The sequence below is a fragment of the Micromonospora globbae genome (genome assembly GCF_003610785.1).
Taxonomy (GTDB): Bacteria; Actinomycetota; Actinomycetes; order Mycobacteriales; family Micromonosporaceae; genus Micromonospora; species Micromonospora globbae.
This window is the reverse complement of sequence record NZ_RAQQ01000005.1, coordinates 56,447-72,000: the sequence shown is the minus strand read 5'-3', so window position 1 is coordinate 72,000 and position 15,554 is coordinate 56,447. Positions and strand designations below refer to the sequence as shown.

Genomic DNA, 15,554 nt, shown 5'->3' with positions numbered 1-15,554 from the left:
TCCGCGACGATCAGGTCCGGGTCGTGTCGCGGGCTTCCCTACGATAAGGGGCCGTCGACGGGTCATCGGGACCCGCGCCCGCGACCGGCAGCGTACCGACGTGGCGGCAGACCGCACCGTGCAGGAGGGACAGTCAGCGATGACGCAGCTACAGGCGCCACCCGCGCGTACGGCCGCCGAACCGTCCGCCGTACCGGAACGGCCCGCCGCCGCTCCCGACCAGCGCCGCCGCGGGCGCGTCGGGCCGCTGGTGGTGGGCCAGCTGGTGGCGGTGGAACTCTGCGCGGTGGCCGTCTGGGCCGCGCTGAGCGGGCCGGCGTGGGTGCTCGGTGTCGTGACCGCCGTGGCGCTGGCCGTCCTGGTGGCGGTGTTCGCCCGGCGCGGCGGCCGCTGGTGGTACGAGGACGTCCTGCTGCGCCGCCGGCTGCGCGAGCGGCGGGAGCGGGCACGGGCCGCCCTGTCCGCCGGCGGCGGGAGCGACCCGCGGCTGGTGTCGCTCGCCCCGCAGCTGTCCGTCATCGAGCTGACCGACCGGGGCACCCGGCTCGGCATCGGCCAGGACGAGCACGGCTGGTTCGCCGCCGTGGCGCTGCACGGCCGTGCCGGCGCGCCGGCCGGCTCCGTGGAGTCCTCGGTGGTGGACCGGGCCCTGCGGGTCCTCAGCGAGTTCACCGCGCCCGTCACCCTCGCCCAGGTGGTCTCGCACACCCTGGTCTGGTACCCGGCGCCCGGCGCGCCGCCGGCCGCGCACCGGACCGTGTGGGTGGCGCTGCGGCTGTCCGTGCGGGACGCCCGTGCGGAGGCCGTCGCCCGCGGCGGTGGCCTGGCCGGCGTGCACCGCACCCTCACCGCCGGGATCGGGCGACTGGGCAAGGCACTGAACGCCGCCGGCCTCCCGCACCGGGCGCTCAGCCGTGACGAGTTGCGCGCCGCGGTGGTCTCGGCGGCCGGCCTGGACCTCACGCCCGAGGCGCCGGTCGAGACGTGGACCGGGCTGCGCGGCGGCGGCTGGACCCACCGCTGCCTGGCCCTGCGGGTCCGGCCCGACGCGCCGCTCGGTCCCGTGGTCGACGCGGTGACGGCCACCTCGGCGCCCTCGCACACCGTGGCCGCCGTGGTGCTCCCCGGCCGGGCCCCGACCCCGCTGCTGCGGGTGGCCGCCATGGACGGCCACGTCGAGGCGCTGGTGAAGGTGGTCCGGGACGTGGCGCGGCGCTCCGGCGCCCCGGCCCGGCCGTTGGACGGCCAGCACGGGCCGGGCGTCTGGGCGGCCACCCCGGCCGGGGCGCTCGTCGACGGGACCGGGTCGGTCAGGGCCGCAGGTTGACGATCCAGCCGTAGAGGCCGAGGACCCAGACGGCCAACGGCACCAGCGCGATGATCAGCAGGATCTCGACGATGTCCAGCAGCCGGCCCCAGACCGGCGAGATGCGCTTGCCGGCCACCGTGAGGCCGTAGATCAGGCTGACCACGGCGGCCACCAGCAGGCCGCCGACGATCAGGCCGAGCCGCAGCGGCATCCCACCGTCGGCGAAGGTGGCCGCCGCGGTCAGGCCGAGGCCGACGGTGCCCGTGAACAGCACCGGCGTGCGCTGCGCGCGGCTGAGGAACGGCCGCGCCCGCAGCAGCGCCAGCAGGGCGAGCACGAGGCAGAGCAGCACGGCCGGGAGCCGCCCGTTGAGGGCGAGCACGACCTGCGCGCCGAGCACCACGAGCGACACCGTCCACAGCAGACCCGTGAGGAACTCGTCAGCCCGCTCGCTGAGCTGCAGAACCCGCCGCCCGTCGACCGACTCGTTGTCGGTCTTCAGGTCGTCCGGCCCGGTGGGGATGGAGGGCACGGGAAGCCGGGCCAGCCGGTAGGACGCCATCGGCAGCGCGGGCACGGTGCCGAACGTCACCGCGGCCAGCACCGCCGCCGCGGCCGCCGGGCCGATGCCGAACACGAGGCAGAGCACGGCGCCCAGACCGGTGGCCGCGCCGACCGCCGTGGCACCGAGGAACAGGGGCAGCCGGTCGCCGACGGCCAGCGCCGCCACCGCCGCGAAGATCACCACCGCCGTGGCGGCGAGCAGGACGTGCGGGCTCGCGAGTTCGGACAGCCGCCGGTCACCGGCCAGCAGCAGCAGACCACCGACGGCCGCGTACCCCAGACCGACCGTGGCCAGCACCGCGCCCGTCCGGCTGTCGCCCGCGGCGCGGGAGAGCACCGCGGCGCTCACGAGCAGCGCCACCGCGATCAGCAGGGCGGCCAGCGCACCGGGCAGCTGGGGCGGGCCGGCGAAGAGCGCGGCCACCGCGCCGGCGCCGAGCGCCGCCGCCGCGAAGAGCACGGCGAACGACCGGGTGGTACCCACCTGCCAGGCGCCGGCCCGCCGGTTGGTGGCCGTCGCGACCGCGTCCACCACGTCGTCGAAGACGACCTCGGGCGCGGCCGCCGCGCGCGGGTTGAAGTAGAGCACCTCGCCGTCGCGGATGCCGAGCTGGGCGACGGTGCGGCCGCCGTCCAACGGTTGCCCGCCGAGCCGCGCGAGGCTCCAGCCACCATGCCGTACGCCCTCGTCGGCGAGGTCCTCACCGGCGTAACGCAGCAGCGTCGGCAGCAGGTCGGCGAGGGGTACGTCGGACGGCAGCGCGAGATCCATGCGCGTGCGGGGAGCCACGATAGTGATCCGGCTGAGACCGCCGGTAGCCGTCTTCGTCGCCACTGTGGCCTCCTCGTGCTCTCCGTACGATCCCCGGCCCGGGCGTCGACCACGGGTCCGCGACGCCCACGGGAGATTACCTACGATGGCAGCCACGTACGATGCCCACCCGACGGGTCCGGCACGTCGCGGACCTTCGTCAGGGCCGCTTCTGGGGAGGAGACAGCCGTGAGCACGGTGGTGTTCCGCCGGCTCCCGCGTCAGCCGGGGCCGGCCCTGCCGCGGGGCGAGGTGCTGCTGGAGTCCCCACCGGAACTCCCCGAACCGACACCGCGCGGGCTCGGCCAGCTGCTGATGATCCTGCCCATGGTCTGCGGCGTCGGCGCGATGGCGTTCCTCTACGCCGGCCGCGGCGGCGGCATGATGACGTACGTCGCGGGTGGCCTCTTCGGTGTCTCCATGCTCGGCATGGCCATCGGCTCGCTGGCCAACGGCGGCACCGACAAGGCCGAGCTGAACGCGAACCGCCGCGACTACATGCGCTACCTGGCGCAGATGCGCAAGCGCACCCGGCGCGCCGCCGAGCAGCAGCGGGAGGCGATGGCGTGGCGGCACCCGGAGCCGGACGCGCTCTGGTCGATCGCGGCGTCGCGACGGTTGTGGGAGCGTCGGATCACCGACGACGACTTCGGCGACACGCGGATCGCCCTGGGCCCGCAGCGGCTGGCCGTGGAGATCGTTCCACCGGAGACCAAGCCGGTGGAGGACCTGGAGCCGATGAGCGCCATCGCGCTGCGCCGGTTCGTCCGCGCGCACTCCACGGTGCCCGACCTGCCAACGGCGCTGTCGGTGCGGTCGTTCAGCCGGGTGGCGCTGCGCGGCGACCGGGAGCCGGTGCTCGACCTGACCCGCGCCGCGCTGGGGCAGCTCGCCACGTTCCACGCACCGGACGACCTGGTCATCGTGGTGGTCGCGGCGCCGGACCGGCAGCCGGACTGGGACTGGGTGAAGTGGCTGCCGCACGCGCAGCACCCCGCGCGGACGGACGCCGCGGGCGCCCGGCGGCTGGTGTACGCGAGCCTCGCCGAGGCCGAGGAGGCGTTGGGCGAGACGCTGACCAGCCGGCCCCGCTTCGCGCCCGAGGCGAAGCCCCTGACGACGGCACCGCACGTCGTGGTGGTGCTCGACGGCGGCGAGGTGTCGCCCACCTGCCACCTGACCGGTCCGGGCCTGCTGGGCACCACGGTCTTCGACCTCTCCGGCGCCGTGCCCCGGGACGCGGGCCGCTGGCTGCTCTGCCTCGACACGGGCGACGGCAGTTCCCTCGAACTGATCCGGGGCACCTCCTCGACGCGGCTGGGCAGGCCGGACCGGCTGGGCGCGGCGGCGGCCGAGGGGCTCGCCCGGCAGATCGCGCCGTACCGGCTCTCGCAGCAGCAGGCCACCTCCGAGGAGCCGCTGGCCCGCAGCATGGAACTGCCCGACCTGCTCGGCGTGGGCGACGCCGCCGCCGTGGACGTGCAGCAGACGTGGCGGCCGCGGAGCCACCGCGAGCGGCTGCGCATCCCGCTCGGCGTGGGGCCGGACGGCAGCGTGGTCGAGCTGGACTTCAAGGAGTCCGCGCACGAGGGCATGGGCCCGCACGGCCTGGTGATCGGCGCGACCGGTTCGGGCAAGAGCGAGCTGCTGCGTACGGTGGTGGCCGCACTGGCGGTCACCCACTCCTCGGAGGAGCTGAACTTCGTCCTGGTCGACTTCAAGGGCGGCGCGACGTTCGCGTCCCTGGAGGCGCTGCCGCACACCAGCGCGGTGATCACCAACCTGGCCGACGAGCTGCCCCTGGTCGACCGTATGCGTGACGCCCTGGCCGGTGAGATGAACCGCCGGCAGGAGGTGCTGCGGGCGGCGGGCAACTACATCTCCCGCTTCGAGTACGAGAAGGCCCGGGCCGCCGGTGAGCCGCTCGAACCGATGCCCAGCCTGCTCATCATCTGTGACGAGTTCAGCGAGCTGCTCGCCGCGAAGCCCGACTTCATCGACCTCTTCGTGATGATCGGCCGGCTGGGCCGGTCGCTCGGCGTGCACCTGCTGCTGGCCAGCCAGCGGCTGGAGGAGGGCAAGCTGCGCGGCCTGGACACCCACCTGTCGTACCGGATCGGTCTGCGCACCTTCTCGGCCGTGGAGAGCCGGATCGTGCTCGGCGTGCCCGACGCGTACGAGCTGCCGAGCGCGCCCGGCCACGGCTACCTGAAGACGGACACCAGCACCATGCTGCGGTTCCGGGCCGCGTACGTCTCCGGGCCGTACCGGGCGCCGGGGCAGCAGAAGTCCCGCTCCCAGGCGCTGGTGCAGCGCCGGATCGTGCCGTACGGGGTGAACTTCGTCCCCGTGCAGACCCCGCAGGTGGCGGTCGAGACCCTGCCGGAGCCGGAGGAGCCGGCCGACGGCAAGGCCGTGGCGATGCTGGACGTGCTCATCGACCGGCTCAAGGGCCGGGGCCGCCCGGCGCACCAGGTCTGGTTGCCGCCGCTGGCCGACCCGCCCGGCCTGGCCGAGCTGCTGCCGCCGCTGGCCGTCCATCCCGAGTTCGGCCTCTGCGCGAACTGGCCCGGCCGGGGCCGGCTCGCCGTGCCCGTCGGCATCGTCGACCGCCCGTACGAGCAGCGCCGCGACCCGATGATGGTGGACCTGGCCGGCGCGGGCGGCAACGTCGTCATCGTGGGTGCGTCGCTGAGCGGCAAGAGCACCATGCTGCGCTCGATGCTCGCCTCGCTGGCGCTCACCCACACGCCGCGCGAGGTGCAGTTCTTCTGCCTGGACTTCGGTGGTGGCGCGCTGCGCAGCCTGGAGGCGCTGCCACACATGTCCGGCGTGGCCGGGCGGCGTGACGTCGAGGCGGTCCGCCGTACGGTCGCCGAGGTGGTGGCCATCCTGGACGACCGGGAGGCCCGGTTCGCCCAGCACGGCATCGACTCGGTGGCCAGCTACCGCCGGCGCCGCGCGGCGGGCGAGTTCGCCGACGACCCGTTCGGTGACGTCTTCCTCGTGGTGGACGGCTGGAACACGCTGCGCCAGGAGTACGAGGAACTCGAGCAGACCATCACCAACCTGGCCAACCGCGGGCTGGGCTTCGGCGTCCACGTCGTGATCACCGCCGTCCGCTGGGCGGAGATCCGGATCAACATGCGGGACCTGCTCGGCACCAAGCTGGAGCTGCGCCTCGGTGACCCGTCGGAGTCGGAGATCGACCGGCGGACCGCGCAGAACGTGCCGGTGGGTTCCCCGGGCCGGGGTATGACCCGCGACAAGCTGCACTTCCTCGCGGCGATCTCGCGGATCGACGGCCGGCGGGACATCGACGACCTCACCGAGGCGTCGGCCGCGCTGGCCCGGCACGTGGCGGAGAACTGGCCCGGCCGCCCCGCGCCCACGGTCCGGCTGCTGCCCCGCAAGCTTCCCGTGAGCGAGCTTCTCCGGATCGCCGACCGTTCGGTGCCCGGCCTCCCGATCGGGGTCAACGAGTCGGCGCTGGCGCCGGTCTACCTCGACCTGGTCAACGAGCCGCACCTGACCGTCTTCGGCGACTCCGAGTGCGGCAAGACCAACCTGCTCCGGCTGATCGCCCGCGGGATCGTGGAGCGGTACACGCCGGCCGAGGCCCGTCTGGTGATCGCCGACTACCGGCGCGGCCTGCTCGGCGCCGTGGAGGGGGACCACCTCCTCGACTACGCGCCGTCGAACCAGGTCTTCGCGCAGGGCCTGGCCTCGATCCGCAGCGCGCTGTCCAACCGGCTGCCCGGCCCGGACGTGACCACCGCCCAGCTGCGCGACCGCAGCTGGTGGAAGGGCCCGGACCTCTACATCCTGGTCGACGACTACGACCTGGTGGCCAGCGGCGGCAACAACCCGCTCAGCGCCCTGCACGAGCTGCTGCCGCAGGCGCGCGACATCGGGTTGCACCTCATCATCACCCGGCGGGTGGGTGGCGTCGCCCGGGCGCTCTACGAGCCGGTCCTGCAACGCCTGCGCGAGCTGGACTCGCCGGGTCTGCTGATGTCCGGCAACCGGGAGGAGGGCGCCGTCTTCGGCACGTTGCGGCCGAGCCCGCAGCCGCCGGGCCGGGGCACGCTCGTACGCCGGCGTGACGGCCAGCAGCTCATCCAGACCGCGTGGTCCGAGCCGACGTAGGGGAGATGATCCACTGTGGCGGGTCGCACACGCGCTGGTAGAAAGCGCTTTGCGCCAGATGGTGAGAGGGGAATGGCGCAAACCCATTGATTTCCGTAGGACCGGGGCTGCGCGCGCTGGAGCCGGTCCGCTACGGTTCTCTCAGGAGTGTCCGTCGGTGGGGTGTTTCGCCTTGCCGCGGGGGAGGGCGCGGCAGATCCGCCGCCACAAGATGACGGAAGGGTGTGAAGCATGGCGTTCGAGGTCGAAGCTGCGACCCTACATACCGCCGCGAGTGACGTGCGGTCCACGCGCAGCGAGGTCGACGGCGAGCTGAGGAAGCTGTGGAACGTCGTGGACGATCTGGCCATGGCCTGGAAGGGCGCGGCGTCCACGGGCTTCCAGAACCTGATGACGCGCTGGAACGAGGACACGACGAAGCTGTTGACGGCGATGGACAACATCGCCGACCTGCTCGACCAGTCGGGGACGACGCACCAGGTCAACGACGAAGAGCAGCAGCAGATGCTGGACAAGTTCCACTCTGCCCTCAACCCGTGACCCGAATCCAGGAGCAGAGGAGGAAGTCGTGACGATCAAGGTTGACTACGCGGTCCTCGAGAGCGCCAACCAGCAGATGCAGACGATCTCGCGGACGATCGACGAGAAGCTGGACACGCTCCGCCAGATGCTGAGCAAGCTCCAGTGGGAGGGTGAGGACCGGGTCGCGTACGAGCAGCACCAGGCCCAGTGGGACGCGGCGGTGCGCGACATCAACCGCATCCTCAACGAGATCGGTGGCGCGGTCGGCATCGCCCGCGAGAACTACGTCACCACCGAGATGAGCAACTCCAAGGTCTGGAGTGGCGGCGGCGGCCGCAGGCTCTGACCGACGGTCTGCACGGCTCCGGTCCGGCTCTGCCGGGCCGGAGCCGTCCGCGTTCACGGGGCCGTTCAAGGGCTGCCGGGGCTGCCAGGGCCGTCGCCGCTGCTAGGACAGGGCGGACGCAGTAGCCGTACCGCAGGTCGTTGCCGCCGCCACGCGGGGCTGCGAGCACGCCGGCCAGCGGGCGTACGGCTGGTCGTTGTGGCGCGTCACGCGCGGCTATGGGAGCACGCCGGCCAGCGGCGACCCGTACGGCAGGTCGCGTCCGCGGCCGTAACGGGGCTGGCGGGGCGACGCGTACCTGCGTCGTCAGCCGGCGGCGGAGGGCCCGGTCTCGGTGGGGCGCCGGCCCGGACGCCAGCCGCGGCTCCGGCCGCGGGCCAGGATCGGCCTCACCGTGAGCAGCACGGCGGCGAGCAGCGCCCCGACCGCCGCCACCCAGACGGCGACGACCCGCTGCCAGCCCAACGGATCCTCCGGCGCGGCGGGTGCCGGCATGGCCCCCACCGGCGGGTTCGTGCGGGTGCCGAGCAGCGCCGTCACCGCCCGATAGGGGTTCACCATGCCGTAGCCGACCTCGGCGTTGTGGCCCTCCGGCGGGTTGTCCGCCGTCTTGATCAGCCGGTCGGCCACCTGCTGAGGCGTGAGATCCGGGTGGGCGGCGCGGACGAGCGCGGCCACGCCGGAGACGTACGCGGCGGCGAAGCTGGTGCCGCCCTGCGGCTCGAGGACGTAGCCCGAGCCGCGCGGTGCCGGGCCCAGGATGTTGAGCCCGGGTGCGGCGATGTCGACGTAGTCGCCGCTCACGGAGCTGCCGACGTGCGCACCCTGCTCGTCCATGCCGGCGACGGCGATGACCCCCGGGTAGGCGGCCGGGTAGGCCAGATAGTCCTGCTGCTGCTCCTCCCGGTTACCGGAGGCGGCCACCACGACGACCCCCCGACTCAGGGCGTAGTCGACGGCGGAGGCGAGCTGCGGGCGGGGCAGGGTCACCAGGGACAGATTGATGACATCGGCGTCGTGGTCGACCGCCCAGCGGATCGCCTGGGCGATCTCACCCGGCAGCGCCTCGTCGTTCGGTGCGCGGCGCTCCGCCAACACCCGGATCGGCAGGATCCGGGCCTCCGGTGCGACACCGTTGAACGGAACCCCGGTGTCCGCCTTCCCGGCGATGATGCCGGCCACCATCGTGCCGTGCCCCACGAGGTCGCACTGGCCCTTGCTCGACGGGAGGCCGTTGAAGTCGGCGCCCTCGCGGACCTGCCCCTTCAGCAGCGGGTGGGTGGCCGAGACGCCGGAGTCGATGACGGCGACGGTCACCCCGGCGCCGCGGGTGAGATGCCAGACCGACGACGGTTCGAGCCGCCGCAGCCCCCACGGTTCCGCGCTCGGCGCCGCCTCGCCGGCCGGGCCGCACGTCGGTGCCGCCACGGCGGGTGACGGCGGCACGACCGCGGTGCCGAGCAGGACACTGACCGCTCCACACAGGACGGCCCGAAGGCCGCGTCCGGTGTGACGGGGCACGTCGCTCCCGTCCAGCCGCAAGCTCTCGCGCACGCGGTGAGACTACCGCCGCCGCAGGGGCGGCGCGGTGACGGGAGCGCCGCAGCGGTGCGGGGGCGCGGTAGTGGTGCGGGGGCGCGGTCGGCTGCGGTGGTCCACGTTCAGGCCGTCGAGGTGTCGGCCGCATCGCCGGTGGCGGCGGAGGGGTCGGTCGGGTCGTCGGTGGTGGCGGCATCGCCGGTGGCGGCGGAGGGGCCGGTGGGGTCGTCGGTGGTGGCGGCATCGCCGGTGACGGCGGAGGGGCCGGTGGGGTCGCCAGTCGCGGCGGAGCGGTCGGTGACCGACTCTCCGACATCGGTGTCGCCGTCGGGGCGGTCGGGCACGTCGGTGAAGAGGGCGAGCAGGGCACCCACCTGTTGGTCCGCCTCCGCCGGGTGCCGGAACCGCCCGGCCGGGTTGAGCGTGTACTCGTTGCGGCGACCCACCCGGGTCCGGCTCAGGTAACCGCCCGCCTCCAGGTCGGCGACGATCGCCTGCGCGGCCCGCTCGGTGACCCCGACCTCGTCGGCCAGGTCACGCAGGCGGGCGGTGGGGTTGCGGGCGATGGCGAGCAGCACGTGCCCGTGATTGGTGAGGAAGGTCCAGTTTCGGGGGCTCCCGTACCCGCTCCCGGTCGTCGCCATGGCCGTCATCGTAGGTGCCCCCACCTCCCGGCGCGTTGATCATGAAGTTGTTGTCAGCCGCATCGGCGTGTCGCGACAACAACCTCATGATCACCGGGGCGAAGCCGGGGCCGGAGCGGGGGCGGGGCCAGGGCGGGGGCGGGGGCAAGCCGTGGGGATGGGGGATGGGGGACACCTGAAATGCAAATCACGTATCCCTTGACGTGTCTTGAGGGCGGTGTGACCGTTGGACCGGAGTCGGGATCCGGGTGGGCGGATCGATCAGGTGGGGAATCGAGGTGCGGGGATGAGCGGAGCGGAATCGACCGTGGTGCAGCCGGACGCCCAGCGCGGGCCGGGCGGGCCGGAGACGGACCTGCCCCCGGCCATCGGTCCCGAGCAGGCGCTCGCCGAGCTGCTCGACGGCAACCGCCGCTTCGTCACCGGCGCCCCGCGCCACCCCAACCAGGACGCCGGCCGGCGAGCCGCCGTCGCCGAGCAGCAGCACCCGTTCGCGGTGATCGTCGGCTGCTCCGACTCACGCCTCGCCGCCGAGATCATCTTCGACCGGGGCCTCGGCGACCTGTTCGTGGTCCGGACGGCCGGACACACCACCGGGCCGGAGGTGCTCGGCAGCGTGGAGTACGCCGTCACCGTCCTGGGAACGCCGTTGGTGGTGGTGCTCGGCCACGACTCGTGCGGGGCCGTGCAGGCGGCGCGGGAGGCCGTCGCCACCGGCACGCCGCCCGCCGGTCACCTCGGTGCGGTGGTGGACGCCGTGGTGCCGAGCCTCCGCAGGGCCGCCGCCGACGGCGTGGACGACATCAACGGAATCGTCGACATCCACATCGCGCAGACCGTCGAGGCGCTGCTCGACAGCTCGCCCGTCCTGGCCGCCGAGGTCGTGGCCGGGCGGTGCGGGGTGGTGGGCATGTCGTACCGGCTCGCCGCCGGTGAGGTCCGCCAGGTCGCCGCCGCGCCCGCGGCGCTCGGCGGGGTCGGCCCGGCGGCCGGCGTACGCGGCTGAGCCGTCCCCGGCGACCGAAGGCCAGGCCGCCGAACGCGGCGCCGCAGGAGGCCGTGCGCAGGGCCCGCAGAGCCACGGGAGACCGTACGCGAAAGGGCCGCCCCGGTGCGGGGCGGCCCGTTCGGCGTGCCGTCGCTACAGCAGTGACATGTGGACGTGGTCGGTGTGGTTGGACGGCCCGCTGTACGACTTCCAGCCGGTCGCCGGGAACCAGATCTGCCGGTTCCAGATCACGTAGTAGATGCCGAGCCGGTCGGCGTTGCGGATCAGGAAGGCCGCCAGGTTGTTGCCGTACATCCGGGTGTCGTTGTTGTGCCACGGCGAGAAGCCGCTCTTCTGCAGCGACCAGTCGCAGGCCCGGCCCTTCGGGTGCTCCCAGGGCCCGCCGGGCCGGTAGCAGCCGACGAAGCGGTTGAAGCCGGCCCGCTTGACCTCCTTGTACGCGTGCAGCGTGCGCGGGGTGACGCACCCCGAGGTGGTGGGGTCGGGCTCGCTGCAGGACTCGGGCTTCCAGTCGCCGTCGGCGGTGCGCCCGGGGCCGATCCGGGCCACCGGCGAGGTGGCGGAGACCAGGCCGCCGGTGAAGCCCTTGCCGCCGACGAGGGCGAGGGCCTTCTCGGCCTCCCGCTTCTGCTTCGCCATGATGGCGGTCTGCTTCTGCTGCTCGCGGACCTCGGCGTCGATCGCGAGCTTGGCCAGCTCGGCGCGGCGCTTGATCTCGTTGATCTGGGCGAGCTTCTGGGCGTTCACCATGTTGAGCTCGTCGAGGCCGGTGGCCCGCTCGACGAAGGTGTTGGGGCTGTTGCTCGACAGGAGCATGGCGACCGCGCCGATCCGGCCCGTGCGGTACGACTGTGCCGCGATCTCGCTGACCTGCGGCGCCAGCGCCTGCAGCTCGGCCTCGGCCCGCTTGACCTCCAGGCTCAGCTCCAGCTGGCGCTTCTCGGACTTGGCCAGCTTGGCCTTGGCGGCGCTGTAGTTGCGGTTGGTCGTCTCGATGACCTCGTTGAGCAGGGGTGGATCGTCGTCCTCGTGGCCGGACGGCGTTGCCGGCTTGGGCGCGGCGGACACCGGGAGGGGCCCGGCGAGCACGGTCAGCGCGGCGAACACGGCCACCACGGGTGTCAACCAGCGGCGTAGGGGTGCCGTCACAGTCTTCCCTTCCGTCGACCGCCGACCGGGTTAGCTGACGGGTTCGGGGCGGAAGTGGCCCCTACCGCTGGCGCGGATTCACCCCACGTACCTGGGTTCCCGGCTCGCCGGATGGCGATTGGGCGGTGGCACCGCAGGCGCCGCTGCGCGCCTTCGGCGGTGACCGGCAGCGAGGTTACCCGAGAGCCCTCCTGGGGATCTACGTCCCGATGCCCGCTAAAAGCGTCATTTCGCCATAGCGCTGGGTAACGAGTGACCCAGTCGTCAGGCCTTCCAGCCCACTTGGTCACGTTGAGGAGTGTCACCATGCGCTGTCCGTGCTCCTGTCCGGGTCGGGCCAGCCGCGACGGCCGGCGGGGGATGCGGTCGGGTCGGAGCCGTCCGCGCCGAGGGCCCGCAGGACGTCCGCCCGGTCGTGCGCGGGACGCCGGGTGGCCGGGGTGGCGGGGGCGGGGAGTGCGTTCGCGGTGGGGTCCGGCGTGGTGTCCGTAGCGCCGTCGGCGGCCGGCCCGCCGCGTCCGGCGGTCGTGACGACCGCGGCCAGCCCGGTGGTGAGCGGTACGGCGGCGATCAGGCCGAGCGTGGCCACCGCGCTGCGGACGATCTCCTGGGCCAGGAACTCGCTCGTGAGGATCTGGCTCACCGGACGCGAATCGGCGGTGAGCAGGAGCAGCAACGGCAGGGAGGCGCCGGCGTACGCGAGCACGATGGTGTTCACGGTGGACGCGATGTGCGCCCGGCCGACCCGCGTCGCGGCGCGGTAGAGCTGGAGCCGGGACAGCCCCGGGTTCGCGTGGGCCAGCTCCGTGACGGTGGCGGCCTGGGTGACCGTGACGTCGTCGAGCACGCCCAGCGAGCCGATGATGATGCCGGCCAGCAGCAGGCCGTGCAGGTCCACGTCGGCCTGGAACATCGACAGGGTCGTGGCATCCTCGCTGCCGAAGCCGGTGAGGTGGGTGGCGGCGGTGGCCACCACGCCGAGCACGCCGGTGAGCACCAGGCTGCCCAGCGTGCCCAGTACCGCCACCGAGGTCTGCGCCGTGACGCCGTGCGTCAGGTAGAGCACCACGAACATGATCAGCGCGGCGCCGACCACCGCCACCAGCAGCGGCGGGCGGCCGGCGCTGATGCCGGGGAGCACGAACGTCAGCAGGATGGCGAAGCTCGCGGCCAGGCCGGCGAGCGCCGCGAGGCCCCGCCACCGGCCGAACACGACGATGGCGGCGGCGAAGACCAGCGCCAGCCAGATCAGCGGCATGCCGCGCTGGTGCTCGGCGATGTTCCAGGTCACCGAGGCCGGGTCGGCCGGATCGGTCAACTCCACCAGGACGACCTCGTCGCCGGCCTCGACGACCGGCGCGCCCGGCCCGTCGGGCATCGGCGTGACGACCTCCTGCCCGGCGGCCGGGCCGTCCTCCACCCGTACGCTCACCGTGCCGCACCGCTGCGGCCGGGCGCCGGGCGCCTCCTCCGGCGTCTCCGGCAGGGCCGGGCAGGCCTCGCTCACCACGCGGGTCACCGTGCCGTGGTAGCGGGCCGGGTCGCTGACGTCGGCCGGCGTCGGGGCGTCGCGGGGCCAGAGCAGCAGAGCGGCGACCAGGGTGCCGAGGACGAGGGGGACCACCGCCGCCACGAGGATCCGCCGCACCCGGCGCGGGGCGGGCGGTGCGGGACGGGAATGGTCGGCGCCCATACGAATCTCCCAACGAGTCCGGGGCGGGATACGTGCCGGCGGGACGATCGGTTCAGTACCGACGGCCCGGCGGGGCTGGGCCGTGAGGGTAACCGCCGGGCCGGACGGTCGCCGGGTGGGGGCCGGGGATTCAGCCGCGCTTCATGAGGCGACCGACGGCGGCCATCATCTCGGTGGCCATCTCGTCGGCGCGGCCCTCGGCCGCCCCCTCGTGCATGCAGTGCCGGGCGTGCCCGTCGAGCAGCCCCAGGGCGACCTTGTCGAGCGCGGCCTGGACGGCGGAGATCTGGGTGAGCACGTCGATGCAGTAGCGGTCGTCCTCGACCATCTTCTCGACGCCGCGCACCTGTCCCTCGATGCGGCGCAGCCGTGCGAGCAGCTGGTCCTTGCTGGCGGTGTACCCGCGGGTCGGGGTCGGTGTGGTCATGTCGACAAGGATAGCGTACCCCTGGGGGGTATGCTACGGTGACCACGTGGCCGATACCCCCACGGGGTACCGGTGCACCGACAGGGGAGCAGTCTGTCCGGCAATTACCCCAGGGGGGTATATGCTGGGCAAGGGAAGGAGAGGTCCGATGGTCACCACGACGTACCAGGTGCAGGGCATGACGTGCGGGCACTGCGTGAGCGCGGTCAGCGCCGAGGTCGGCGCCATCCAGGGCGTCAGCGACGTCCGGGTCGACCTGGCGACCGGCCAGGTCACCGTCACCAGCGACAAGCCGCTGGACACCGCTTCCGTTCGCGCCGCCGTCGACGAGGCCGGATACGACCTCGTCGGCGAGTGACCGGCGCCCGACGCAGATCGAGGTACCTCAGATGAACACCGCGATGAAGCTGAGCGGCTTCGCCCTCGGCCTGGCGGCGGTGTTCGGCGCGGCGTACGGGGTCGGCCAGGTGGCCGGCCCCGTCACCCCCACCGCCGAATCCCGCCACGACGGCGCCGAGGAGGCCGGGCACGGCACCGGCGCCGACACCGCGCACGGCACCGACAGCGAGCACGGCGCCGGGCACGGCACCGAGGGCCCGCACCTGCCGGCGGGCCTTCTCGTCTCCGACCGTGGTTACACCCTCACGCCGGTCGCCGCCCCGGCGGGCGAGTTCGCCTTCCGCGTCCTCGGGCCCGACGGACGGCCCGTCACGGCGTACGACGTGGCGCACGACAAGCGCATGCACCTGATCGTGGCCCGGCGCGACCTCTCCGGCTTCCGGCACGTGCACCCCGACCTCGGGTCGGACGGCACCTGGCGGGTCGCCTCGCCGCTCGACGGCCCCGGGGTGTGGCGGGCGTTCGCCGACTTCACCCCGACCGGTGGCGAACCCCTGACTCTCGGTGTCGACGTGACCGTGCCGGGCCCGCTCACCGCCCGGCCGCTGCCCGCCCCGGCGACCAGCACCACGGTCGACGGCTACACGGTCACGCTGGCCGGCGACCCGCAGCCGGGCCGGACGACGGAGTTGACCCTCACCGTCAGCCGGGACGGCGCGCCGGTCACCGACCTGGAGCCCTACCTCGGCGCGTACGGCCACCTGGTGGCGCTGCGCCAGGGCGACCTCGCGTACCTGCACGTGCACCCGGAGGGCGCGCCCGGCGACGGGCGGACCCCGCCCGGGCCGGCCGTCAGGTTCCTGGCCGAGGTGCCGTCCGCCGGCGCCTACCGGCTCTACCTCGACTTCAAGCACGGCGGGACGGTGCGCACCGCGGAGTTCACCGTGGTGGCCGGCACCGCGGCGGCGACCGCCGCACCCGCCCCGAGCGCACCCGCCCCGACCGGCACCGCCACGCACGGCGAACCCGGCCACGGGCACAACTGACAGGAGC

At 73.8% G+C, this 15,554-nt stretch carries 12 protein-coding genes, 1 pseudogene and 1 riboswitch; of the genes and pseudogenes, 7 read left to right on the top strand and 6 right to left on the bottom strand.

What is annotated here, in order from left to right:
- Positions 1-139 precede the first annotated feature (139 nt).
- Complete coding sequence (locus tag D7I43_RS08285) at positions 140-1,327, top strand: type VII secretion protein EccE (protein ID WP_120327830.1); 1,188 nt, start codon at positions 140-142, stop codon at positions 1,325-1,327.
- Here D7I43_RS08285 and eccD read toward each other — a convergent pair.
- On the bottom strand, positions 1,311-2,708 hold the full coding sequence (eccD, locus tag D7I43_RS08280) for a type VII secretion integral membrane protein EccD (RefSeq protein WP_120327829.1): 1,398 nt from the start codon (positions 2,706-2,708) through the stop codon (positions 1,311-1,313). The genes D7I43_RS08285 and eccD overlap by 17 nt on opposite strands.
- Positions 2,709-2,873: 165 nt before the next feature.
- Here eccD and eccCa point away from each other — a divergent pair, with 165 nt between their 5' ends.
- From eccCa to D7I43_RS08265, 3 genes are all read left to right on the top strand, one after another.
- Positions 2,874-6,833 carry a type VII secretion protein EccCa gene (gene eccCa, locus D7I43_RS08275; RefSeq protein ID WP_120327828.1) on the top strand — a complete coding sequence of 1,320 codons (3,960 nt, stop codon included), beginning with the start codon at positions 2,874-2,876 and terminating at the stop codon, positions 6,831-6,833.
- A gap of 231 nt (positions 6,834-7,064) precedes the next feature.
- The gene (locus tag D7I43_RS08270; RefSeq protein ID WP_120327827.1) at positions 7,065-7,373 is read left to right on the top strand and encodes a WXG100 family type VII secretion target; all 309 of its coding nucleotides are present in this window, start codon (positions 7,065-7,067) and stop codon (positions 7,371-7,373) included.
- A 28-nt stretch (positions 7,374-7,401) separates the two neighbouring features.
- Positions 7,402-7,701, top strand: coding sequence for a WXG100 family type VII secretion target (locus D7I43_RS08265; protein ID WP_120327826.1), 300 nt, complete (start codon positions 7,402-7,404; stop codon positions 7,699-7,701).
- A gap of 306 nt (positions 7,702-8,007) precedes the next feature.
- On the opposite strand, the gene mycP is transcribed toward D7I43_RS08265, so the two are convergent.
- Together mycP and D7I43_RS08250 are read right to left on the bottom strand one after the other, a co-directional pair.
- Complete coding sequence (gene mycP / locus D7I43_RS08260; protein ID WP_240032859.1) at positions 8,008-9,255, bottom strand: type VII secretion-associated serine protease mycosin; 1,248 nt, start codon at positions 9,253-9,255, stop codon at positions 8,008-8,010.
- 320 nt (positions 9,256-9,575) lie between these two features.
- Positions 9,576-9,893, bottom strand: a pseudogene (locus D7I43_RS08250) (helix-turn-helix transcriptional regulator); the annotation flags it as partial.
- Between the two features lie 277 nt (positions 9,894-10,170).
- Between D7I43_RS08250 and D7I43_RS08245 the strand changes: the two are divergent.
- On the top strand, positions 10,171-10,890 hold the full coding sequence (locus D7I43_RS08245) for a carbonic anhydrase (protein ID WP_192902104.1): 720 nt from the start codon (positions 10,171-10,173) through the stop codon (positions 10,888-10,890).
- 135 nt (positions 10,891-11,025) lie between these two features.
- On the opposite strand, the gene D7I43_RS08240 is transcribed toward D7I43_RS08245, so the two are convergent.
- From D7I43_RS08240 to D7I43_RS08230, 3 genes are all read right to left on the bottom strand, one after another.
- Entirely contained in the window at positions 11,026-12,042 is a 1,017-nt protein-coding gene (locus tag D7I43_RS08240) for a coiled-coil domain-containing protein (RefSeq protein ID WP_120327825.1), read from the bottom strand.
- Between the two features lie 4 nt (positions 12,043-12,046).
- Positions 12,047-12,177, bottom strand: a riboswitch (cyclic di-AMP (ydaO/yuaA leader).
- Positions 12,178-12,343: 166 nt separating this feature from the next.
- On the bottom strand, positions 12,344-13,735 hold the full coding sequence (locus tag D7I43_RS08235) for a YibE/F family protein (protein ID WP_120327824.1): 1,392 nt from the start codon (positions 13,733-13,735) through the stop codon (positions 12,344-12,346).
- Positions 13,736-13,865: 130 nt separating this feature from the next.
- Positions 13,866-14,162 (bottom strand): metal-sensitive transcriptional regulator, encoded by a 297-nt coding sequence (locus D7I43_RS08230; protein ID WP_120327823.1) that lies wholly within the window; start codon positions 14,160-14,162, stop codon positions 13,866-13,868.
- A gap of 148 nt (positions 14,163-14,310) precedes the next feature.
- Here D7I43_RS08230 and D7I43_RS08225 point away from each other — a divergent pair, with 148 nt between their 5' ends.
- Both D7I43_RS08225 and D7I43_RS08220 read left to right on the top strand, forming a co-directional pair.
- Positions 14,311-14,520 carry a heavy-metal-associated domain-containing protein gene (locus D7I43_RS08225; protein ID WP_120327822.1) on the top strand — a complete coding sequence of 70 codons (210 nt, stop codon included), beginning with the start codon at positions 14,311-14,313 and terminating at the stop codon, positions 14,518-14,520.
- 31 nt (positions 14,521-14,551) lie between these two features.
- Positions 14,552-15,547, top strand: coding sequence for a hypothetical protein (locus tag D7I43_RS08220; protein WP_120327821.1), 996 nt, complete (start codon positions 14,552-14,554; stop codon positions 15,545-15,547).
- Positions 15,548-15,554 lie beyond the last annotated feature (7 nt).

Bases quoted from the DNA above. Each gene is read 5' to 3' on its own strand.
- D7I43_RS08285 (WP_120327830.1), top strand. From the start codon at position 140: ATGACGCAGCTACAGGCGCCACCCGCGCGTACGGCCGCCGAACCGTCC.
- D7I43_RS08270 (WP_120327827.1), top strand. From the start codon at position 7,065: ATGGCGTTCGAGGTCGAAGCTGCGACCCTACATACCGCCGCGAGTGAC.
- D7I43_RS08245 (WP_192902104.1), top strand. From the start codon at position 10,171: ATGAGCGGAGCGGAATCGACCGTGGTGCAGCCGGACGCCCAGCGCGGG.
- D7I43_RS08235 (WP_120327824.1), bottom strand. From the start codon at position 13,735: ATGGGCGCCGACCATTCCCGTCCCGCACCGCCCGCCCCGCGCCGGGTG.
- D7I43_RS08230 (WP_120327823.1), bottom strand. From the start codon at position 14,162: ATGACCACACCGACCCCGACCCGCGGGTACACCGCCAGCAAGGACCAG.
- D7I43_RS08225 (WP_120327822.1), top strand. From the start codon at position 14,311: ATGGTCACCACGACGTACCAGGTGCAGGGCATGACGTGCGGGCACTGC.
- D7I43_RS08220 (WP_120327821.1), top strand. From the start codon at position 14,552: ATGAACACCGCGATGAAGCTGAGCGGCTTCGCCCTCGGCCTGGCGGCG.